Origin of the sequence: Butyrivibrio sp. AE2015 (genome assembly GCF_000420825.1) — a bacterium.
Taxonomy (GTDB): Bacteria; Bacillota; Clostridia; order Lachnospirales; family Lachnospiraceae; genus Butyrivibrio.
On the sequence record NZ_ATVR01000001.1, the window covers coordinates 235,880 to 257,747 of the forward strand.

The 21,868-nt window shown below is 40.6% G+C and carries 19 protein-coding genes, 1 other RNA gene and 1 pseudogene; 16 read left to right on the forward strand and 5 right to left on the reverse strand.

Annotation, left to right across the window (positions count from 1 at the left end; genetic code table 11):
- The 4 genes and pseudogenes from G585_RS18630 (at window position 1) to G585_RS20095 (ending at window position 4,751) form a co-directional block, all read left to right on the forward strand.
- Complete coding sequence (locus tag G585_RS18630) at window positions 1-801, forward strand: YesL family protein (RefSeq protein ID WP_022772359.1); 801 nt, start codon at window positions 1-3, stop codon at window positions 799-801.
- A gap of 26 nt (window positions 802-827) precedes the next feature.
- The gene (locus G585_RS0101070; protein WP_022772360.1) at window positions 828-2,270 is read left to right on the forward strand and encodes a GGDEF domain-containing protein; all 1,443 of its coding nucleotides are present in this window, start codon (window positions 828-830) and stop codon (window positions 2,268-2,270) included.
- A gap of 197 nt (window positions 2,271-2,467) precedes the next feature.
- Complete coding sequence (locus G585_RS0101075; protein WP_022772361.1) at window positions 2,468-3,577, forward strand: ABC transporter ATP-binding protein; 1,110 nt, start codon at window positions 2,468-2,470, stop codon at window positions 3,575-3,577.
- 89 nt (window positions 3,578-3,666) lie between these two features.
- Window positions 3,667-4,751: pseudogene (locus G585_RS20095) on the forward strand (PucR family transcriptional regulator).
- Window positions 4,752-4,795: 44 nt separating this feature from the next.
- Here G585_RS20095 and ffs read toward each other — a convergent pair.
- Together ffs and G585_RS20100 are read right to left on the reverse strand one after the other, a co-directional pair.
- Window positions 4,796-4,895, reverse strand: an RNA gene (gene ffs, locus G585_RS20145) — signal recognition particle sRNA small type.
- Window positions 4,896-4,967: 72 nt separating this feature from the next.
- Entirely contained in the window at window positions 4,968-5,378 is a 411-nt protein-coding gene (locus tag G585_RS20100) for an RrF2 family transcriptional regulator (RefSeq protein ID WP_022772362.1), read from the reverse strand.
- Window positions 5,379-5,467: 89 nt separating this feature from the next.
- Between G585_RS20100 and tadA the strand changes: the two genes are divergently transcribed.
- From tadA to G585_RS0101120, 7 genes are all read left to right on the forward strand, one after another.
- On the forward strand, window positions 5,468-5,992 hold the full coding sequence (tadA, locus tag G585_RS0101090; protein WP_022772364.1) for a tRNA adenosine(34) deaminase TadA: 525 nt from the start codon (window positions 5,468-5,470) through the stop codon (window positions 5,990-5,992).
- On the forward strand, window positions 5,992-7,506 hold the full coding sequence (locus tag G585_RS0101095; protein WP_022772365.1) for an extracellular solute-binding protein: 1,515 nt from the start codon (window positions 5,992-5,994) through the stop codon (window positions 7,504-7,506). The genes tadA and G585_RS0101095 overlap by 1 nt, the downstream gene beginning before the upstream one ends.
- A gap of 93 nt (window positions 7,507-7,599) precedes the next feature.
- Window positions 7,600-9,891, forward strand: a complete 2,292-nt coding sequence (locus tag G585_RS0101100) for a hydratase (RefSeq protein ID WP_022772366.1) — start codon at window positions 7,600-7,602, stop codon at window positions 9,889-9,891.
- On the forward strand, window positions 9,891-11,444 hold the full coding sequence (locus G585_RS0101105) for a glycoside hydrolase family 9 protein (protein WP_022772367.1): 1,554 nt from the start codon (window positions 9,891-9,893) through the stop codon (window positions 11,442-11,444). The genes G585_RS0101100 and G585_RS0101105 overlap by 1 nt, the downstream gene beginning before the upstream one ends.
- A gap of 72 nt (window positions 11,445-11,516) precedes the next feature.
- On the forward strand, window positions 11,517-12,308 hold the full coding sequence (locus G585_RS0101110) for an alpha/beta fold hydrolase (protein ID WP_022772369.1): 792 nt from the start codon (window positions 11,517-11,519) through the stop codon (window positions 12,306-12,308).
- Window positions 12,309-12,318: 10 nt separating this feature from the next.
- On the forward strand, window positions 12,319-13,920 hold the full coding sequence (locus G585_RS0101115; protein WP_022772370.1) for a Mur ligase family protein: 1,602 nt from the start codon (window positions 12,319-12,321) through the stop codon (window positions 13,918-13,920).
- Window positions 13,921-13,951: 31 nt separating this feature from the next.
- A complete protein-coding gene (locus G585_RS0101120) occupies window positions 13,952-15,160 on the forward strand; it encodes a D-alanine--D-alanine ligase family protein (protein ID WP_022772371.1) in 1,209 nt (402 codons plus the stop codon).
- Between the two features lie 41 nt (window positions 15,161-15,201).
- Here the strand turns inward: G585_RS0101120 and G585_RS0101125 are convergent, their stop codons facing one another.
- The gene (locus tag G585_RS0101125) at window positions 15,202-15,933 is read right to left on the reverse strand and encodes a lysophospholipid acyltransferase family protein (RefSeq protein WP_026663705.1); all 732 of its coding nucleotides are present in this window, start codon (window positions 15,931-15,933) and stop codon (window positions 15,202-15,204) included.
- Window positions 15,934-16,088: 155 nt separating this feature from the next.
- On the opposite strand from G585_RS0101125, the gene G585_RS0101130 reads away from it, so the two are divergent.
- The 3 genes from G585_RS0101130 to G585_RS0101140 are packed head-to-tail and all read left to right on the forward strand — an operon-like array spanning window position 16,089 to window position 19,155.
- Window positions 16,089-17,426 (forward strand): dihydroorotase, encoded by a 1,338-nt coding sequence (locus G585_RS0101130; RefSeq protein WP_022772374.1) that lies wholly within the window; start codon window positions 16,089-16,091, stop codon window positions 17,424-17,426.
- Window positions 17,423-18,220, forward strand: a complete 798-nt coding sequence (locus G585_RS0101135) for a dihydroorotate dehydrogenase electron transfer subunit (protein ID WP_022772375.1) — start codon at window positions 17,423-17,425, stop codon at window positions 18,218-18,220. The genes G585_RS0101130 and G585_RS0101135 overlap by 4 nt, the downstream gene beginning before the upstream one ends.
- 29 nt (window positions 18,221-18,249) lie before the next feature.
- Window positions 18,250-19,155, forward strand: coding sequence for a dihydroorotate dehydrogenase (locus G585_RS0101140; protein ID WP_022772376.1), 906 nt, complete (start codon window positions 18,250-18,252; stop codon window positions 19,153-19,155).
- 64 nt (window positions 19,156-19,219) lie between these two features.
- Here G585_RS0101140 and G585_RS0101145 read toward each other — a convergent pair whose 3' ends face one another.
- Window positions 19,220-19,852, reverse strand: coding sequence for a hypothetical protein (locus tag G585_RS0101145; protein WP_022772377.1), 633 nt, complete (start codon window positions 19,850-19,852; stop codon window positions 19,220-19,222).
- Between the two features lie 177 nt (window positions 19,853-20,029).
- Between G585_RS0101145 and ispE the strand changes: the two genes are divergently transcribed.
- Both ispE and G585_RS16690 read left to right on the forward strand, forming a co-directional pair.
- Window positions 20,030-20,899 carry a 4-(cytidine 5'-diphospho)-2-C-methyl-D-erythritol kinase gene (gene ispE / locus G585_RS0101150; protein ID WP_022772379.1) on the forward strand — a complete coding sequence of 290 codons (870 nt, stop codon included), beginning with the start codon at window positions 20,030-20,032 and terminating at the stop codon, window positions 20,897-20,899.
- Window positions 20,900-20,913: 14 nt separating this feature from the next.
- Window positions 20,914-21,366: a DUF1934 domain-containing protein gene (locus G585_RS16690; RefSeq protein WP_022772380.1), complete on the forward strand. Its 453-nt coding sequence runs from the start codon at window positions 20,914-20,916 to the stop codon at window positions 21,364-21,366.
- A gap of 25 nt (window positions 21,367-21,391) precedes the next feature.
- Here the strand turns inward: G585_RS16690 and G585_RS0101160 are convergent, their stop codons facing one another.
- A complete protein-coding gene (locus tag G585_RS0101160; RefSeq protein WP_022772381.1) occupies window positions 21,392-21,865 on the reverse strand; it encodes a hypothetical protein in 474 nt (157 codons plus the stop codon).
- Between the last annotated feature and the right edge of the window lie 3 nt (window positions 21,866-21,868).

Below are 21,868 nucleotides of genomic sequence, written 5' to 3' on the forward strand. Positions count from 1 at the left end.
ATGGGAAAAATTTTTGATTTAGAGAGTCCTTTGATGCGAGCTCTTACAAGACTCGCAGATGTTATGTGGGTAAATATCCTTACTTTGATATTTGCCATACCACTTATTTTTGAGCAGGTTCTTTTCCTTGGACCGGCACTTGGCCCAGTTCTTTTTGATGGAGCTGAACTTGATTACAACTACTTCCTTAGCGCAGTATTATGGGCATGGATATTTGGTATTATCTGTTCAAGTATTTTAGGACCCGCATGTACTGCCATGCATTTTGTTCTTTTGAAGATTGTAAGAGATGAAGACAGTTATATTACAAAGACCTACTTCAGATCATTCAAAGAGAACTTTAAGCAGGGAATGATCCTTCAGATCATTAAATTTGCGATAGCTGGAATCCTTGTTTTGGATTTCTTTATCCTGAATAATTTAAGTGGAATTTACAGATATGCGATCATTGCTCTGAGCGCATTCCTTTATATGGTTTCACTGTACGTATTTCCAATCCTTTCCAAGTTTGTAAATACAAATGCAGCAACCTTAAAGAATTCTTTGCTTATGGCAATACTTGCTTTCCCAAAGACAATTCTTATGACTATCATTTCCGGAATTCCGCTTGTTGTTTTTTATTTCTTTGACTTAAAAGCTGTTCCGGTACTTATACTTTTGGGATTTGCCGGACCAAGTTATTTAAATGCTATGCTCTACAATGGAACATTCAAGCGATTTGAGCCTGAAGAGGAAAGCCTCTCTGAAGAGGAAGAGCTCGATGCGGCTATAAAGAAGCTTGATGAGGAAGAGCAGAACTGATTGTCTTGTATTATTAGAGGTGACAAATGAAGAAAGCTCTTGTAACGTGCGCTACAATAGTGCTTATGTTTGCGGTTTTCATGGGAATTGTTTTTGAATCTTACAGGGAAGTGCTAAGAGATGGCATTTCCAAGTATGTAAATGAGACAGTCTCTTCGGAGCTTTCTTCAGTGATGTACCAAAAGGATATAAATTACATAAGAATCCGTGATTATCATGAAGCTTTCGCAAAGGCTCTTACAGGCTATGATATTACAGCAGACAAAAAAGAGATTGAAAGTTGGCTTGAACTCATCGTGAAAAGTACAGATAGCAGTAATTCTTTTGTCTGCGATTCAGATGGGAGAGGATATGATGAACGCGGAAAGGATGTAAATGTATATAACTATAATTTCTTTGAGCAGGTGACCGAAGGCTTTGATGAAGGAAGCTCAGGTGTGCTCATTATCGAAGAAGAGGCCTTTGGCGGCAGAAGCGTTGCTTTTATAAATGGTGTGAAATTATCAGAAGACACCAAAGGTTATCTTATATCTATTCTCAATATCGAGAATTTATCCGAAGGAATATTTGAAAAACAGGAGCTTATCGACTACGGTGCGTGGGTTGCTGTCAGGGGTCATATTCTTACCGAGTATGGTGAACGACTCCGTAACAATGATGAGGTTATTGATTATATATGGGAGGCTTTGCCTACGGGCTCTGATCAGAGTAAATTTCAGCATGCCATAGCTCAGCGTAATGCTTTTTTTGAGGAAATACCAAAGTACGGGTATATCATTACAGTGCCGGCACCGCTTTCAGGAGGCGCACTCGTGGCTTTTATCAGTTATAAGAACATGAGCAGGGCTTTGGATGAGCCACTTCATGATTATTATGCGATGTATATTTGGGTTATGGTGCTTCTTGTACTTCTCTGCGTAAGTCTGTTTTTGGGACATCTTTTAGCTACATTTATTAGCAAAAGAAACAGAAACAAGAAGGACAGAGATGCCAAGACAGGTCTTTTGACTGAAGAATCTACTGAAAGGCAGATAAATACATATCTAGGTGAATCAGAAAGCAAATATGGACTTATGTTCCTTATAGCTATTAATGGATTAAAAGGACTGCGAATAGCAAAAGGTGAGGAAGCTGTGGAGGCAGTTGTAGTAGATTTTGCCAAAAAGCTATCTGAAAATTACAGGGTTTCTGATGTAGTAGGTGAATCTGATAATGGGGAGTTTGTTGTTTTCATGAAAGATATCAGTGCCGGAAAGGACATCAGAAAGCAAGTTGACGCAATGGTAATGCTTGCGCATGATTTCAAAACTATGAAGGAAAATGAAGATGGTGTAGTCTCGCTTAGTGTTGGTGGAGCTGTGGCACCTAAAGATGGCAGAAAATACTCTAATCTTCTCGCTGCATCAAAAGCTGCTTTGATAGAGTCTAAAGCTCGTGGAACAGGTCAGGTAGTCTTTTATCACGAATAGGCAATGGTCAAATTGCATATAGAATTTTTAGATTCTTCGTCAATATTTCAGAATTGTGGAAAAGTCGCCTGATTGCTAGTCAGTTTTGCTAATGAATTGTAAAATATTTGTGAAATAAGTGAATAGTAAATAAACACCTCCACCGCTATACTTGTTTATAGCATGAAGCTATTGATGAATTAGGAGGAATATAAGGTATGGCAAGTTTATCACTTGAGCATGTAACTAAAGTATATCCTAATGGTTTTGAGGCTGTTAAAGACTTCAACCTTGAGATTCAGGATAAAGAATTTATTATTTTCGTAGGACCTTCAGGATGCGGAAAGTCAACAACACTTCGTATGATCGCTGGACTTGAAGATATCTCTTCAGGAACACTTAAGATTGGTGACAGAGTTGTTAACGACGTTGAGCCTAAGGACAGAGATATTGCGATGGTATTCCAGAACTACGCTCTGTATCCTCACATGACAGTATATGATAACATGGCATTTGGACTTAAGCTTAGAAAAGTTCCAAAGGCTGATATTGATAAGATGGTTAGAGAAGCTGCTAAGATCCTTGACCTTGAGAAGCTCCTTGATCGTAAGCCAAAGGCTCTTTCAGGTGGACAGAGACAGCGTGTTGCTATGGGACGTGCTATCGTTCGTAACCCTAAGGTATTCCTTATGGACGAACCTCTTTCAAACCTTGATGCAAAGCTCCGTGTACAGATGAGAACAGAGATTGCTAAGCTTCACCAGAGACTTGGCACAACAATCATCTACGTTACACATGACCAGACAGAGGCTATGACTCTTGGTACAAGAATCGTAGTTATGAAGGATGGTGTTGTTCAGCAGGTTGATACACCTCAGAACCTCTATGATAAGCCAGGCAACCTCTTCGTTGCTGGATTCATGGGATCACCTCAGATGAACTTCCTTGATGCAGAAGTTGAAGTACAGGGCGACAAGGCTTGCCTCAAGATCGCTGGCCAGTCAATCGAACTTCCACCTGCAAAGGCTAAGAAGGTTATCGAGGGAGGCTACGCTGGAAAGACTGTTACATTCGGTATCCGTCCAGAAGACGTTGATGATTCAGAGATGGTTGTTAACACATCAAAGGCTGTATTTGAGTCAACAATCAACGTATACGAGCTTCTTGGTGCAGAAGTTTATCTGTACTTTGATCTTGATAAGTTCCCTATCACAGCTAGAGTTGATTCTCGTACAACAGCTAGACCTGGCGATAAGGTTAAGTTTGCATTCGATGTTGAGAAGATCCACATCTTCGACAAAGAGACAGAGAAGACAATCACAAACTAATATTAAAAATGGGAAGGCTATCGCGCGAGCGATAGCCTTTTTTTCATGCATTATGTTATACTTATGTTATATTGCAAGGAGGTAGACAGATGATTTCTGCGCAGACTATCAAGGGAAGTATAGATGAGTTAGGAGCAATTACAAAAGTTGAGCTTTGTGTTATGGACTTAAATGGTGATATTGTAGCTTCTACTACTGAACGGGAAATGCTTGATATTTCTATAATCACAAGTTTTGCACAATCTCCGGTTGATTCACAGGTTATTGGAGATGTTCATCTGTTTAAGATACTTGACGAAGGTGAGCCTTCTTACGTTCTTTTAGCAAAGGGTGACAGCGAGCACGCATATATGGTTGGTAAGATCGGAGTCAGCCAGCTTCAGAATCTTATTGTAGCCTATAAGGAGAGGTACGACAGAAATAACTTCTTCCAGAATCTGCTTCTTGATAATATGCTTCTTATTGATGTATATAACAGAGCGCGTAAGCTTAAGGTAGAGGTTAATGTACCAAGAGTTATCATTTTGGTCGAGGTGAAGCATTCCAATGATAATACTGCACAGGAACTTCTCGGAAGCATTATGCACCACATACAGGTGATTATGTAACTGCTGTCGATGAGAACAGTGTCATATTGATAAAGTCTCTTGCTAAGTCTCAGACATATGAAGAGGTTCAAAAGATTGCTACAACAATTGTGGACATGATGAACACTGAGGCTATGCTCGATGTAAGGGTATCCTACGGAACTATAGTGGATGAACTTAAGGATTTGAGCAAGTCATATAAAGAGGCCAAGATGGCTCTTGAGGTTGGAAGGATATTCTATGCTGAAAAGAGGGTCAATGCCTACAATACATTAGGTATAGGAAGACTTATCTATCAGCTTCCTGAGAGTCTTTGCCGAATTTTCATCGATGAGATCTTTGGTGGAAAAGAAGTTCCGGATGATCTTGATGAGGAGACTTTAAATACCATCAATAAATTCTTTGAGAACAATCTTAATGTCTCTGAGACTTCAAGACAGCTTTTTGTTCATAGAAATACACTTGTCTATAGAATTGAAAAACTGGAAAAGAGCTCTGGACTTGATGTTAGAAAATTTGATGATGCTCTTACATTTAAGATTGCTCTTATGGTAATAGGATATATGAAATATCTGGAAAACAGGTAAAAAAGAAGCGGTCCTGTGAAGGACGCATGCACGTTGACTTCAGGCAGAATAAGGCAACCTTACAACACATGGAAGGTTCTACTTAGTGCTGCTTCGTTCCCGACCTGACACGGTTCGTAGATTTCCATTGCATAAGACCCGATTCTGCACAAAAGGACTGCTACATGCACCCTTCACAAAACCGCTTTATTACTATACTTTGTTTTTTGTATATTGTCAATTTTGATCTATTAAATCTTGAAGACTATAGCTGTTGATGTAGTCATTTACTACCTTATCGAGCCCGGCCCAAAAAGGAAGAGTTGAACAGGAATCCGATAATGGACAAGGATTTCCTTCACTACCGGAAACACATTCGATAGGAGTAAGGCTTCCCTCAACAGTTCGAAGGATATCGCCAATATTACAATCTTTGGGTTCTCTTGCCAGGCGGTACCCACCATTGTTTCCACGCATACTAAGTAAAAAACCTGACTTGTTAAGACCAGAAACAATCTGTTCAAGATATTTAACGGTGATATTCTGGCGACTTGATATATCTTTTAGCGAAATGAATTCCCCATTGTCGTGAAGAGCAATATCCATCATGACTTTGAGGGCATAACGTCCTTTGGTGGAAATTTTCATTTATATGACCTCTGAAACAATATATAATAAACTTGTGGAAATATGACATGTATATCATATAATAACAAAAAAAGAAATCAATTACCACTATGAAATTAGAAGCAAAATCAAGAGTTATAGACGTAGAACAAGAAGATAATAAGTACATGAAAGCTGCAATAGCGCAGGCTAAGAAGGCATATAAACTTGGGGAGGTGCCGATAGGATGCGTTATTGTTTATGAAGGAAGGATTATAGGAAGGGGATACAACAGACGTAATACAGACAAGACTCCGCTTGCTCATGCAGAGATAACAGCTATCAAAAAGGCAGTTAAGGTCATGAAAGACTGGAGACTTGAGGAGTGCAAGCTCTATGTTACTTTGGAGCCTTGTCAGATGTGCGCGGGAGCTATTGTGCAGGCAAGGATACCAGAGGTCATTATGGCTGCAGAAAATCCAAAGGCTGGTTGCGCAGGCTCTGTAATGGATATTCTTAATAATCCGGATTTTAATCATCAGGTCACAGTGAAAAAGGGAGTTTTGAAGGAGGAGTGTAGCAAACTATTAAAAGATTTTTTTGTTGAACTTCGTGCGAGAAATAAGGCATTGAAGGAGCAGAAAGGAAATCTCTAGTGAGAGTAAGGATTTTTACTAGCTTAATTGCTCTCGGGATGCTTATAGCATGTACAGCCTGTGGAGCAAAAGAAATTGACTACACCAAAGAAGACCCGGTTACTATTACATACTTAACAATTGGTGAAAAGCCATCTAATGGCAGGACTGAGGAAGTAATAAAAGAGCTGAATTCTATTCTTGAAAAAGAAGTGAATGCAAGGCTTGATATTTACTACATTCCTTGGAAAGACTATCTGGAAAACTACAATATTGCATTGGATTCAGGAGATGTTGATCTGGATTTGATCGGTACCGGAAGCGATTGGCTGGATGCCTGGCCGAATGCCATAAAAGGCAACTTTTTACCTCTTTCAAAAGAAATGCTTCAGGAGTACTGTCCACAAACATATGCAAACCTGAGAAAAGAAGAATGGGAAAAATGTTCATACAACGGAAGTATTTATATGATTCCGGAGAATGAGTATACCCAGTGGATAAATCACGGATTTATATACAGGAAAGATCTTGCCAGAGAGGCTGGGCTTGACAGGGTTAAGTCATGGTCAGATCTGGATAAGTATCTTAAATATGTGAAAAAAGCTCATCCTGATATGCTTCCTTGGGATGCGGATGGTAAGACAGTGATACATACTTTGGGCTACCTTATGTCTGCCAGGAAGTATGCGCCTATTTATGAACTGAGCACATACGGAATCTGGGGAGCATATACCGATGATCTGAAAACCATAGTTTCTCCTTATTATACAGGTGATGAGTTCCTGGAATATGCAAAACTCATGAAGGATTGGGATGAAAGTGGTATATGGAGAGATGATTTTAGATTTACCGGGGATAACACGGAAGAGTTTTTCTCTGGATATACGAGTGTTGTTCAGCATCATACACAGAAGTATTACACAGAAATAAAGCCTACAATGGATGTAATGATCCCTGACGCAGAAACGGATTTTTACTGGTTTGGTGAAGAAAACGGCAATTTGATGAAAAACAGTATTCTTCACGGAGCAATGGCAGTTTACAGTGGATCCAAGAATCCTGAAAAAGCGCTTATGGTATATGACCTTCTAAGAAATGATCCAAGATGCTACAGATTGATCAATTATGGAATAGAGGGTGTCCAATACGAGGTCAATAAAAACGGATTATTGGAAAAGCCCAGCGGATATAATGCTGATAGAGATGGAATAGTCATGAATTTCTGGTGGGGAAGAAGGGACGCTCTTGAGATTCAGGATTCCTCCTATAATTGGAGTGAATACTATGACCTGATTGATACATATGATAGAAATGCCTATTCATACCCATGGGATAGCGTTCCTTTTTCAACAGAGGATATCAATAAAGAGATAAAATCCATAGTAGAAGTGTTCGACAAATACCTTCCGGCGATAACTTATGGTCAGTATGATGTGACACCTGAAGAAGAGGTGGAGACCTTCAGACAGGAACTAAAAGAGGCTGGGATCGAGGAAGTTACTGCAAAGCTTCAGCGAGTTTTGGATTCATATTAAAAAATATCCTACCAAGTAGTGTTTATCTATGGTAGAATAGCGCTTATAAAATTGTATACATGTATAGCGGTTAAAAAGGGTAGGAGGAAAACAATGGTAACAACATACGAAAATGGATGTTTTTTACTAAATGGAACCACACTTGTTTTAGATGACAACGATGCATCTGCAAAGCTTTCTGCAGAAGGTTTTGACGGTGTAACTAAAGAGCAGGCAAAAGAAAATACGATATGTTACGGTATTCTGAAAGCGCATAATACATCCGATAGCATGGATAAGCTTTGCGTTAAATTCGACAAGCTTACTTCACATGACATCACTTATGTTGGAATCATTCAGACTGCAAGAGCTTCAGGACTCACTAAATTTCCTATTCCTTACGTTCTTACAAATTGCCACAATTCTCTTTGTGCTGTAGGTGGAACTATAAACGAAGATGACCACATGTTTGGACTTACAGCAGCACAGAAGTATGGCGGAATATATGTACCACCTCATCAGGCAGTAATTCACCAGTTTGCAAGAGAGATGCTGGCATCAGGCGGAAGCATGATTCTTGGCTCAGACTCCCATACCAGATATGGAGCTCTTGGAACAATGGCTATCGGTGAGGGCGGACCAGAACTTGTAAAACAGCTCCTTGGACAGACATACGATGTAGATATGCCTGGAGTTGTAGCTATTTACCTTGAAGGTGAGCCTAAGAAGGGCGTTGGACCTCAGGACGTAGCGCTGGCTATTATTGGAAAAGTATTCGGCGATGGATATGTAAAGAATAAAGTAATGGAGTTTGTTGGACCTGGTGTTAAGAACCTTAGCGCTGACTTCAGAATTGGCGTAGATGTAATGACAACAGAAACAACATGTCTTTCATCCATTTGGCAGACCGATGATGAGATAAAGGACTTCTATGATATCCATGGAAGAGCAGCTGATTATAAAGAATTAAAACCTGGAAAAGCTGCCTACTATGATGGTTTGGTAAAGGTTGATCTTGGCTCTATCAATCCTATGATCGCTATGCCATTCCACCCAAGTAACGTTTATGAGATTGATGAGGTGAACAGAAACGCAGCTGATATCCTTGCTGATGTAGAGAAAAAAGCAAAGGTAAGCTTTGGTGATAAGGTTGAGTTCTCCCTCATGAATAAGCTCAAAGATGGCAAGTTCATGGTCGATCAGGGAATCATTGCAGGTTGCGCAGGTGGCGGATTTGAAAATATCTGTGCGGCAGCAGATATCCTCAAGGGCAAATTCATAGGAAACGACAGATTTACACTTAGCGTTTATCCTGCTTCAACACCTATCTATATGGAAATAGTTAAAAACGGTGCGGCTGCAACTATCATGGAGTCAGGTGCTATATTAAAAACAGCATTCTGCGGACCTTGCTTTGGCGCAGGCGATACTCCTGCCAATAATGCATTCAGCATCAGACATTCAACCAGAAACTTCCCTAACAGAGAAGGTTCCAAGGTTCAGAGCGGACAGATTGCTTCCGTTGCTCTTATGGATGCCAGATCAATTGCTGCAACAGCTGCAAACAAGGGCGTTCTTACACCTGCTACAGAATTTGTTGGTGACTTTAATAAATACAAATATCATTTTGACAGCGCAATATACAAGAACAGAGTATTTGATTCTCATGGCGTTGCAGATGACAGTGTTGAGCTTCAGCTTGGACCTAACATCAAGGATTGGCCAAGCATGGTTGCCCTCACAGACAATCTTCTTTTGAAGGTTGTATCTGAGATCCATGATCCTGTTACAACTACTGATGAACTTATTCCATCAGGCGAGACATCATCTTATCGTTCAAATCCTCTTGGACTTGCTGAGTTTACACTCTCCAGGAAAGATCCTGCTTATGTAGGCCTTGCCAAGGAAGTATATGCGCAGGAGATAAAGAGACGTGAAAATGTTCCTATGGAAGAGCTTGATCAGGAGCTTGCAGAGGCAGTAAAGACCATAAAGTCTCAGTTCTCTGATGTAAATAATGCCAATACCGGAATTGGCTCAACAATATTTGCAGTAAAGCCTGGTGATGGATCAGCCAGAGAGCAGGCTGCTTCTTGCCAGAAGGTACTTGGAGGCTGGGCTAACATTGCCAATGAATACGCTACAAAGCGTTATCGCTCAAACCTTATCAACTGGGGAATGTTACCATTTATAATTGACGAGGGAGAGCTTCCGTTTAAAAATAAAGATTATATTTTTATACCTGGAATCAGAGATGCCGTATATAATAAGAGTGAAGAAATTAAAGCATATGCTGTTTCTGAAAACGGACTTAAAGAGTTTTCATTGAGACTGGGGAATCTGACTGATGATGAGAGACAGATTATTCTTGATGGATGCTTGATAAATTATAACAGGGTAAAATAATGTTTCTTATTATGAGAGGGAAAAAGAAAATACTGGCAGCAGTCGTTGTTACTGCTGTTATAGGAAGCGCCGCAGGCTGCGGCGCTTCTTCTAGTGATACTACAATAGAAGAAAGTGAAAAAAAGACTGCCAGTTTTGACTATGAGGCTCCTGTCCAGACGCCCAATATCCTGGTGGATCAGAAAGGTTTTTTACCTGATTCTGATAAAGTTGCAGTATTTAGGGGAAAAGAAATACCGACAACATTTACTGTGAATCGGATCGAAGACGGTACACCGGCTTTCGAGGGCGTTATCCTAAAAGAAACCTATGACGAAGAGCTTGGAGAATCCTACGCTCTTGGATATTTTACGGATCTTGTGGAAGAAGGAAGTTACTACATTTGCGCAGATTACCTGGGAGAATCCTATTCTTTTTCTATAGCTGAGACTACAGTTTCGGACATTTTCGATGAGGCATGTAAAAAATTCTACTACAACAGGTGCGGAATAGCTCTTTCTGAAAACTATGCAGGTGAAAGTGGCCACAGCGCCTGTCATACAAACGCAGCCAGACTTCAGGAGGATGAGAGTGTTCAGCTTGATGTCACAGGCGGATGGCACATGGATGAGCAGGCAGACAGGGACACTAATGTTGGAAGTAAGATTGCTGAAAACTTTCTTTTGGCGTATGAGATGGATGAGGAAGCCTTTACAGATGAACTTGGAATCCCTGAGAGTGGCAATGGTATTCCTGATATTTTGGATGAAATCAGATATGAAGTGGAATGGCTTATCAAAATGCAGGATGATAAAACAGGCGGAGAGCATGGAGCGGCCCTCACAGACAGCAGCAAGGGCGGAGATGTCATAAATTATCCGGTTGTTGTTACCCCGGTTTCAATGGAGGCAACCATAAATTTTGCAGCTACTTTGGCAAGATTTAGTTATTTTTATCAGCAGTACGACGCAGAATTTGCAACTACCTGCCTGAGGGCAGCAGATAAAGCCTGGAACTGCTATAGGGTGAATCAGAACATAACTGATGATCCGTTGGCATTTAAGGCAGCTACTCAGCTCTATAGGGCAACAGGCAGTGATGCCTATAAAGATGTGATCAACGCATTTTTTACAAAGTCAGATTTTGATGAACTCTTTAACAGTAATGAAGATGTTTTTATCGGTTCAGTGACATATCTTTCCACTAGCCAGGCCGTTGATGTTGATCAGTGCGGTAAACTCATGAAATGCCTTATGAAAAGGTCCGGTGAAATTGCTGATAAGTCATCAAAGAGCACATATCTGGTGTCTGACCTTGAGTCGGAAGAAGGATTTCTGAATCTTTTATACGACATGAGATGCCTTACTATAACAGATCACATCATATACAATCATGAATACACAACGATAATAGAGAACCATCTTCATTATCTTATGGGAATGAATCCGGATGCTATGAATTATGTGACAGATTCAACCGAGAGAACTTATCAGGATGAGGCTGGAAAGGCGGGAATATTAAACGACCCAAGAAATGATGCCCTGCTGATATTTATGTTAAGTGTTTTAAAATAACCACTTTTTACTATCTAAATGACAACCTTTTAATTTGCATGGCACTTTCTTAGGTGTTAATATGGATGAGTCATGAATACAAATATTAATGGATTAAACATAAATTACATAGATGAAGGGCAGGGACCACTGCTTGTGATGCTCCATGGCTGGGGCTCCAACATAGATCTTTTTGCCGGAGTTATAGCTTTTGCGAAGAGCAAATATCATGTGGTGGCGATGGATATGCCCGGATTTGGAAAGAGCGATGAACCGGCAGAGCCCATGAACGTTGATGCATTTGTGGATTTCGTTATGGCTTTTATCAAAAAGCTCTATCCGGAAGAAAAAGAGGTGATTTTCCTCGGACATTCAATGGGTGGCAGGATTATAATAAAGCTTGCATCCGGAATCCATGATGGAAGGATAAAGGCTGACTTTTCTATTCCAAAGGTGATCCTTACTGATTCGGCCGGAATTATTCCTGAAAAGACGGAGGCGCAAAAGAAACGCACAAAGAGATATCACTTCTATAAGAATCTCATAGAAAAAAGCGGATTTTTAAAGATTGATCCCGATGCTCTTAACAAACTCCAAAAGAAATTTGGAAGTGCCGATTATGCTGCGGCTTCACCTGTTATGAGAAAGAGCCTTGTTATGGCAGTTAATGAGGACCTGGTTCCTTACATGCCATCAGTAACTCAGCCAGCTCTTTTGATATGGGGCGATAAAGATACAGCAACACCGCTTTCTGACGGACAGCGCATGGAAAAGCTAATGCCGGAGGCTGGACTTGCTGTGATTAATGGCGCAGGACACTACTCATTCCTTGATAATCCGTATCTTTACAACAGGATTCTTGGAAGCTTTTTAGGCATTGATTAAGAGGTAAAGCATGTTTTTGATGATAGGAAATATAATAATACTATTACTTGTTCTTGTGATGGCGGTACTGGGACTTAGGTATTACACCCATATGCTCCAGCTATCAAGCTATCAATTTCAGGGATATTTCAGATTCTTGAGGTCTATTCCACGAAATCTTGTGGCTCATGGAGCATTTCTTCTGGCTATTATTTGTACACTTATAGCAGATGCAAACGGAATAAGAGTACTGCTTTTATCATTTGTGGTAATGATGGCGCTCTATGTATTTCTTCTTATTTCGTATCTTCCCAAACCTGCCAAAAAGAAATTTGTTGTTACTGACAGAGTAAAAAGACTATTCATTACTTATGTGGTCATTGCGTTAATTTTCCTTGTGGTTGGGGCTTTGATATCAGGAATTCCAGCAATGGCAGCAGTTCTTTTCATGGCTCTTTTGCCACTTGTTCCTGCACTTGCCAATCTTATAAATAAGCCAATAGAGAACAGAATAAATCAGTACTTTATCGACGATGCAAAGAGAATGCTTAGAGAACATGAGAATCTTCGCATTATAGGTATTACAGGAAGTTTTGGTAAGACAAGTGTTAAGTACTATCTTACGACACTTTTGTCAGAAGGCTTTAGCGTTCTTATGACTCCTGAAAGCTACAACACTCCAATGGGAATTGTGAGGACTATTAGAGAGCATTTAAAGCCAACACACGAGATTTTTGTGTGTGAAATGGGTGCCCGTCACCTTCATGACATAAAAGAGATAACTGATATCGTTCATCCTGATGACGGAATAGTTACATCAATTGGCTATCAGCATTTAGAGACATTCCACAGCCTTGAGAATATCATAAGTACTAAATATGAGCTGCTTGATGCAGTGGATGAAAAAGAAAAAGCCGAAGGCAAAAAAGAAGGTAAACACCTTAAGTTTGTAAACGGCGACAATGAGATAATCCGTGCCAATATGAAATATAAGGATGCCATCACTTACGGACTTAACGATGGCAACGATTACCAGGCAAAAGATATCAGGGTTAACAGCCAGGGAACAACCTTTACTGTTACTTCTCCAAGTGGAGAGACAGCAGAATATACAACAAAGCTCGTTGGAAGACATAATGTTGAGAATATAGTTGGTGCAATTGCTGCAGCCAACAGTCTTGGAATCTCAATGTCCAAGCTTAAGATCGCTGTAAGGCGTCTTCAGAGCGTTCCTCACAGACTTGAGCTCAATAAGCACGGTAATGTATCCATACTTGATGATGCATACAACTCCAATCCAAATGGAGCAAAGGTTGCGCTTGAGACATTATCTCTTTTTAAGGACCAGGTTAAGATCCTTGTTACTCCGGGAATGGTTGAGCTTGGTGAAAAAGAGGATGAGTACAACAAAGAATTTGGAAGGCAGGCTGCTGAGGTTTGCGACTACATAATTCTTGTTGGAGAAAAGAACAGTGCTTCAATAAAGGCAGGAGTTCTGGAAAAGGGCTTTGATCCTGAGAGATTGTTTGTAAAGAATACTCTTAGCGAAGCTACAGCTCTTATGTATGAGATAGATGCAGGAAGAGAAAAAGTTATTTTGCTTGAAAATGATCTTCCGGATAATTATAAATAAATGATAACGGTTTTAGGAAAGAAGGCAGTTTATGAAGCTTAAAGTTGCAGTTTTATTTGGTGGAAAAAGTACTGAGCATGAGATTTCAATAATTTCAGCAATTCAGGCTATAGGCAGTATCAACAAGGAAAAATATGACATTATCCCTGTTTATATGACAAAGAATAATGACTATTATGTTGGAGAATATGTGGATAAGATAGAGGAATATACACATATTCCTGAACTTTTGAAGAAGAGTACTCAGGTTATCTGGGTTAAAGAAGGTGACAAGGTATCTCTTATGAGATATCCAATGAAGAAATTCGGAAATAATGTTATTTCTCAGGTCGACGTTGCATTCCCTATCGTTCATGGAACAAACGTAGAAGATGGTACTTTACAGGGCTATCTTGCTACTCTTGGTCTTCCTGTTGTTGGATGTGATGTTCTTTCATCAGCAGTTGGTATGAACAAGTATGTTATGAAGACAGTTTTAAAGGATAACGGAATCCCTGTTCTTGACTGCAAGTGCTATACATGGAAGGACTACGAGGACGTTAACGGACTTGTTGAAAAAATAGAAAAGCAGTTTGATTATCCTGTAATTATCAAGCCATTAAATCTTGGCTCAAGTATCGGTATAAAGAAGGCATCTAACAGAGATGGCTTATTAGAAGCTCTTGATCTTGGATTCGAATTTTCCAAGAAAATCCTTGTTGAGCCTGCAATTACTGAGCTTAAGGAGATCAATTGCTCAGTTCTTGGTGACTATGAGTCAGCGCAGGCTTCAGAGTGTGAGGAACCTATCAACTCTGATGAAATCCTTAGCTTTGAAGATAAGTACATTAGCGGAGCAAAGGGCTCAGCTAAGGGTGGTGCCAAGACCGGCGGTTCAAAGGGAATGGCATCTCTTAAGAGAAAAATCCCTGCGGACATCACATCTGAGATGAGAGATCAGATCAGAAAAATGGCTGTTGACGCATTTATTTGCCTTGGGTGCTCAGGCGTTTCAAGAATTGACTTTATGATCGACATGGCAACCAATAAAGTATATTTAAATGAGATCAATACAATTCCGGGATCACTTTCATTCTATCTTTGGGAGCCTCTTGGAGTTAAATATGAACAGCTTTTAGACAGCATGATACAGCTGGCTCTTAAAGCAGACAGAGAAAACCATAAGGTTGTATATTCATTTGAGACAAACGTCCTTGAAGGCGTTCACCTTGGTGGCGGAACAAAAGGGAGTAAGATGTAATTAATTAAAATGGCGAGTGCAGTTTAGCACTCGCCATTTTTTCAAGAATTTACGTTCTTGAGATATGTTTCTTCAACGATCTTTTTAACATACTGATCGATATTTTTCTGATCTTCCTTGGAAAGCTCACTCATAACAACAGGCTTGCAGTACTCGATAGTCACATGAGTGCTCTTTATCAGTGGAAAATGCTTTTCCAAAATATCTTCCGTGTGGGTAACTACTACAGGAACGATGGGGCAATCAGTTCTTTGAGCTATCTTAAAGCTTCCTTTGTGGAACTCGCCAAGTGGCTGATCTGTTTTGTTTCTGGTGCCTTCCGGATAGATAAAGATTGAGATACCGTTCTTAACTTTTTCGATGGCGGAAAGGATCATCTCAAGACCTTTTTTAAGGTCCTTCCTGTCAAGGAAGAGGCAGTCCATATAGATCATCCAGATGTTAAGGAGCGGAACTTTAAGGATTTCTTTTTTGGCAATGAATCCGGTTGGATTAGGAACCCTTGGATAACACAGAACTATATCAAAAATACTTCTGTGGTTTCCAACATAAAGGACAGCCTTGTCCTTTGGAACATTTTCCTCACCGATGACAGTTCTTTTAACACCGGAGATAAAAATAACTACATTGAAAGCCCAGCTGACGATAGCAAGTGAAGCAGTCTTTTTAGCCCATGGATTGAACTTTCCGACAATCCAGAGGATTCCCTGAATTGGGAGACTGACTATTAAAAATGCCGCTACAAATATAACTGCGAGAACTAAACGTATCATTATAAAACTATTTACCTTTCTTTTGTACTTAATAAATCCACCATCTATTTTCTCACGGCTCATAAAAAATAGAAAGAGGATTTTTAACTTGAAAACCATATGTCCGGTAGTGCATTATATTGCATAAGGACAAATTCATATTCAAGGGGATGCAAATGTTACTGATTAAAAATGGACAACTGATGGATCCGGCTTCAGGAATGTGCGGGCTTTGCGACGTGCTTGTTGATGGAGACAGGATCGCTAAGATTGGAATGTGCGGAAGCCTCGATGACATGGCTACTGAGAGCATGTTGCTAAGAGAAGATGAGGCAGGAAATGGACTGAGAGATACACAGTCAGAAGATACCCTGGTATCAATTGATGCCGCAGGATGCATAGTTGCACCTGGACTTGTGGACGGTCATGTTCATTTCAGAGACCCTGGTTTTACTTATAAAGAGGACATCGAAAGCGGGGCAAAAGCTGCTGCAAAGGGTGGATTTACAAGCGTTGTCATGATGGGAAATACAGACCCGCATATGGACAATACAGACACTATCAAAGATGTGCTGGAAAGAGGTGCCAAAACAGGTATTAACGTTTACACCTGCGGCAATGTGACCAAGAACATGGCAGGAAAAGAACTGGTGGATATGGATGAACTTATAGGCGCAGGAGCAGTTCTTTTCACCGATGATGGAAAGCCGATAGTTGATGAAGAACTTATGGAGAGAGCCTGCAAAGAGGCGGCAAGAGTAGGAAAAGTCATAAGCCTTCATGAGGAAGATCCTTCATTTATAACAGATAACGGCATAAACGCAGGAGATGTGGCTGAGAAGCTCGGATTAGTGGGATCCCCAAGAGAAGCAGAAATCTCCATGGTGAAAAGAGATATCGATATAGCAAGGAAAACAGGCGCAAGCATCACTGTTCAGCATATAAGCGCTGCCGAATCGGTTGATCTTATTAGAAATGCCCAAAAAGAAGGACTCAGTATTCACGCAGAAGCAACGCCCCATCATTTTACATTGACTGAGGATGCGGTGCTGAAATACGGAGCTCTTGCGAAAATGAATCCTCCGCTCAGACTTGAAAGTGACAGACAGGCCATCATAGGGGGCTTAAAAGATGGAACTATAGAAATGATCGCAACAGATCACGCTCCTCATGCAAGAGAGGAAAAGGCCAAAGATTTAAAGGCAGCTCCAAGCGGCATAACGGGACTTGAGACATCACTTGCACTTGGCATAAGAGAGCTGGTGGACAAAGGATACCTTAGCCTTATGGAACTTTTGAAAGCAATGACCATCAATCCTTCAAGGATATATGGGATTGATGCTGGCTCTATAAGAGAAGGCGGATTGGCAGACCTGGTCATTTTTGCCCCGGGTGAAGAGTGGAGCTTTGTTCAGAGCGCTTCAAAATCATCAAATACTCCATTCCTTGGTGAGAGATTACCGGGAAAGATTATTTATACAATATGCAGAGGAAAGGTTGTGTACAAAGCATGACAAATAAAATGAAAAAAGAAGCAAAAGTACTAAGCCAAAAACTGCTTGCAGATGGCATTTTTGATCTGTGGCTTGAGACAGAAATAGCAAAGGATACTTGTCCCGGGCAGTTTGTTGGCGTGTACACAGTAAATAAGGCAGCTCTTTTACCCAGACCTATCAGCGTATGCGAGGTAAACAAGGAAAAGACTGCTATCAGACTGGTTTACAGAGTAGTTGGAACCGGAACAGCTGAATTTGCATTGTATCAGCCGGGGGACTACATGATGATCCTTGGCCCTCTAGGAAACGGCTTTCCTCTTGAAAAGGCAGAGGGAAAAAAGGTCGTTCTGATGGGAGGCGGAATTGGAGTTCCACCACTTCTTGAAACAGTTAAGAGACTTGGGGAAGGCACAAATAAAAAAGCCCTGGAAGTAATGACAGTAATGGGATACAGAAATTCCGAAACATTCCTTTCAGACGAATTTGAGAAATACAGCAGACTTTACATTGCTTCTGACGACGGAAGCGTAGGAACCAAGGGCAATGTAATTGATGCGTTAAAAGAAAAAAAGATAGACTGCGATGTTATTTTTGCCTGCGGACCAATGCCGATGCTCAGGGGAATCAAGGCTTATGCGCAAGAAAATGGGATCAAGGCTTATCTTTCACTTGAGGAGAGAATGGCCTGCGGTGTAGGTGCCTGCCTTGGCTGCATCTGCAAGACCAAAAAAGTAGATGATCATTCACATGTGAAAAATGCCAGAATCTGCACAGATGGGCCTGTGTTTGATGCAGATGATCTTGATATGTAAGAAACTATTTGAGGATTGTGAGAGTAGATATGAATACAAAAGTTAAGATAGCAGGAGTAGAATTTAATAACCCGGTAATGACAGCATCAGGAACTTTCGGATCCGGAATGGAATACGCTGACTTTGTGGATCTTAATAAGCTCGGAGCTGTAGTTACTAAAGGCGTTGCCAATGTTCCGTGGGAAGGAAATCCCACTCCCAGAGTTGCAGAAGTTTATGGTGGTATGCTAAATGCCATAGGTCTTCAGAATCCCGGAGTAGACGTGTTTATAAACAGAGACCTTGAGTTTTTGAAAAAATATGACACAAAAGTAATCGTAAATGTCTGCGGAAAGTCAGTAGAAGATTACCTTGAAGTAGTTGAGAGACTCTCTGATGAAGAGAGAGTTGATATGCTTGAGATAAATGTCTCCTGTCCAAACGTAAAAGAGGGTGCCATTGCCTTTGGCCAGAAGAAAGAGGCTCTTTTTGACATAACAAGCAGGATAAAAAAAGTATCTAAAAAACCTATCATCATGAAGCTCAGCCCAAATGTTACAAGCATTGCAGAGATGGCAAAAGCTGCTGAGGCAGCAGGCGCTGATGCAATTTCTCTGATAAATACCATAACAGGCATGAAGATTGATATTTATAAAAGAAAATTCGCCCTTGCCAATAAAACCGGTGGACTTTCAGGGCCTGCGATCAAACCTGTCGCTGTGAGAATGGTTTACGAGGCTTCAAGAGCCGTAAATATCCCTGTTATAGGAATGGGTGGAATAGCAAATGCTGAGGATGCCATAGAGTTTATCATGGCTGGAGCAACTGCGGTAGCTGTCGGAGCCATGAACTTCCATGATCCATATCTTACAGGAAAAGTTGTAGATGGAATAGAAGAGTATATGAGAAACTACAATGTGGATGATATAAACAGTATCAGAGGCATAGTTGAATAACCGACATAAGAAAAGGAAGAGCTGTTATAGCTCTTCCTTTTCGATTACTAGCAACTCTTAGTCCTTACTCACTGTCTGTTTTTCCGGTGAGTTCATCGAACCCCTTCATTACAGCTGCATAGGTCTGTTTGGAAATCTCCGGAAGCTCTCCGCCCCAGGTTTTTTCAGCCTGTGCATAGCCCTTCTCGAAAGCATCTCTCATCTTTTCGAGCTTATCAGGGTCGTCGCCAGCCAGCGTCTTGGCAAAATCAAGGATTCTTTCAGAGGTCTTATTAACACCCCAATAGCCATCCTCGGCGATATCTGCCTGCGCCTGTGCCTTTGTCGCTGCGTCTACAGTGAAATCTCCTTTTGCAAGGAATTTCCACATAGAATCCTCGTCATTTTCAGAGTTAGCTATGCCATAGGTCTTGGCCTGTTTGCCCATCATCTTGTGGACAATGTCTAAAAGCTGTTGCTTACGCATTTCCACGTCAGCCTGCATCTGCTTAATGATCTGGGTTCTGTCCGTATTTTTGGAAGATACTTGTGAGGTATTATCGCTTCCCTCATCCGACTTCTCATATACGGCAGCGGCTTCAGCTTTCACCTTAACTTCATCGTCTTTTTTCTTCTCCTCAACAGAAGAAGGATTGACAGAAGAAGCATAGGTGGTTGCGATGTTGTTAGTAACCTCGGTAACTCCGTTTACGCCCATATAGAACTCCTTTTCCGCGTAGGTCCCTAAAAACCGCGCTGAAACGAAACTATAGTTTACCTATTCTTCTTATCGGCTGATTTTTTAAAAACTTTAGTGTTTTTTTTAATTTTTTTTCTTGAGTTTATGTATAATGAGTGAGAAGATTTTAGAAAAGTAGAATTGGAGCGGATTTTAATGAAAATAACTCGCAAAGCGTACGCAAAAATCAACCTTGGACTTGATGTCACAGGTAAAAGAGCTGATGGTTACCACATTGTTCGCATGATAATGCAGAACGTGGATTTATTCGATACATTGGATTTTGAAGACAATGAGACAGGTGAAATAGTTTTGACGGCTTCTTCACCCAAGATTCCTACAGATGACAGCAATCTTATCTGCAAAGTTGCAAAACAGCTTCAGGATAAATTTAATGTAAAAAAAGGTGCGAATATTAATCTTGTGAAAAGAATTCCCGTTGCTGCCGGAATGGCTGGCGGAAGTACAGATGGCGCAGCTGCATATATCGCGCTCAATGAGCTCTGGAACCTGGGCCTTAGTAAGGAGAAACTGTGTAAACTTGCAGTAAAGCTTGGGGCAGATATACCTTATTGCATTATGGGCGGAACTATGCTGGCAGAAGGAATTGGCGAGGAGCTTACAAAAGTTTCTGATCTGCCACATTGCTACATAGTGATTGCAAAGCCTGCAATTGATGTTTCAACAGGCTGGGTATATAAAGAACTGGATAGCAAAGAGATTGCAGATCACCCTGATATTGACGGTATAAAAAGAGCAATTGAAAAAGGTGATATCCATGAGATGTGTGATCTTATCGGCAATGTCCTTGAACCTGTGACTGCCGGTAAATATGAAGAAATCGGAAAAATAGAGAACATCCTTGAGGACAACGGCGCAATAAGAGCTTTTATGACCGGAAGCGGCCCAACTGTTTTTGCTATTTTTGATGACAAAAATAAAGCTGAGGCAGCACTTAAAGAAGTAGAAAAAAGCAGGCTTGCACCGGAGCTCTTTTTATCAGGACCAATAAATCCTGAGGAATGATTGAGGTGTTTTGCATGAAAAAGAACGTAGATATAAATGTTACCGGTATTCATTCAAGACCAGGTGAACCAACTGAAAAGATCGTTACAACTTCCATGGGAATGTATGAAGTACTGGATGATGGAAGCAAGATCATAGAATATGATGAAAAACAGGATACCGGAAACGGCGAACTCTGTGTACACAATAAGGTGTGCATTGCATCCGACGGCAATAGCATGGAGATTACAAGGGGTGGAGACATGAGCTCCAAGCTTGCTTTTGGAAAAGAGCTGGAGTATGACACTGCTTATGAGACACCTTATGGTACAATGCAGATGAAAGTAGTTACCACAAGCTTTGATTTTATAAACATCAGGCATGAGGAGGAAATGAAACTTATGGCTGAGTATGAACTTGAGATGGGCGGAGAAGTCCTGTCAGATTCCATGATAATCATAGAAATAAAAAATGCTGAGACAGTTTAACTGTCCCAGCTTTTTCTTTTTACTGTTATTTAACCATTTTAGCTCCGGCTTTTTCCTGAGCCTTAGCAACGAGATTCTTAAAAAATCCTTTCTTCTGTTCAGGTGCCTGAACCTTACCGTGAAGACCCTTAACCTCTGTAACATAGATTCCACTAACTGAAGCCTTAACTTCTTTTTTAACCGGAACCTGATCATAAATCTTTTCATCACAGATAAGACTCATTACTCTGTTTCCAACTCTTACCTTAAGGATTGGAAGTTTAGATCTTCTGAGAAGCTTAGGTGTCTGCTCAATAACTGACTGAGGAAGACCTGATTCATTTAATTTCATTCTCTTTTTATCAATTATAAGCATAGTGATCGTCTGCTTCATCGCATCGAGCTGAACCTGCTGTTCGGCCTGCTTCTTCTGAGCTCTTTTACCAACTATGATCAAAGCAACGATGGCAGCGATAAGAATCACTGAAATAACAATAGCAACGATAGCCCCTGTACTCAAAAT

Coding starts and splice junctions, on each gene's coding strand:
- G585_RS18630 (WP_022772359.1), top strand. CDS start 1: ATGGGAAAAATTTTTGATTTAGAGAGTCCTTTGATGCGAGCTCTTACA.
- G585_RS0101140 (WP_022772376.1), top strand. CDS start 18,250: ATGAATACAAAAGTTAAGATAGCAGGAGTAGAATTTAATAACCCGGTA.
- G585_RS0101105 (WP_022772367.1), top strand. CDS start 9,891: ATGTTTCTTATTATGAGAGGGAAAAAGAAAATACTGGCAGCAGTCGTT.
- G585_RS0101145 (WP_022772377.1), bottom strand. CDS start 19,852: ATGGGCGTAAACGGAGTTACCGAGGTTACTAACAACATCGCAACCACC.
- G585_RS20100 (WP_022772362.1), bottom strand. CDS start 5,378: ATGAAAATTTCCACCAAAGGACGTTATGCCCTCAAAGTCATGATGGAT.
- G585_RS0101135 (WP_022772375.1), top strand. CDS start 17,423: ATGACAAATAAAATGAAAAAAGAAGCAAAAGTACTAAGCCAAAAACTG.
- G585_RS0101125 (WP_026663705.1), bottom strand. CDS start 15,933: ATGATACGTTTAGTTCTCGCAGTTATATTTGTAGCGGCATTTTTAATA.
- G585_RS0101115 (WP_022772370.1), top strand. CDS start 12,319: ATGTTTTTGATGATAGGAAATATAATAATACTATTACTTGTTCTTGTG.
- G585_RS0101130 (WP_022772374.1), top strand. CDS start 16,089: ATGTTACTGATTAAAAATGGACAACTGATGGATCCGGCTTCAGGAATG.
- G585_RS0101075 (WP_022772361.1), top strand. CDS start 2,468: ATGGCAAGTTTATCACTTGAGCATGTAACTAAAGTATATCCTAATGGT.
- tadA (WP_022772364.1), top strand. CDS start 5,468: ATGAAATTAGAAGCAAAATCAAGAGTTATAGACGTAGAACAAGAAGAT.
- G585_RS0101110 (WP_022772369.1), top strand. CDS start 11,517: ATGAATACAAATATTAATGGATTAAACATAAATTACATAGATGAAGGG.
- ispE (WP_022772379.1), top strand. CDS start 20,030: ATGAAAATAACTCGCAAAGCGTACGCAAAAATCAACCTTGGACTTGAT.
- G585_RS0101100 (WP_022772366.1), top strand. CDS start 7,600: ATGGTAACAACATACGAAAATGGATGTTTTTTACTAAATGGAACCACA.
- G585_RS0101120 (WP_022772371.1), top strand. CDS start 13,952: ATGAAGCTTAAAGTTGCAGTTTTATTTGGTGGAAAAAGTACTGAGCAT.
- G585_RS0101070 (WP_022772360.1), top strand. CDS start 828: ATGAAGAAAGCTCTTGTAACGTGCGCTACAATAGTGCTTATGTTTGCG.
- G585_RS16690 (WP_022772380.1), top strand. CDS start 20,914: ATGAAAAAGAACGTAGATATAAATGTTACCGGTATTCATTCAAGACCA.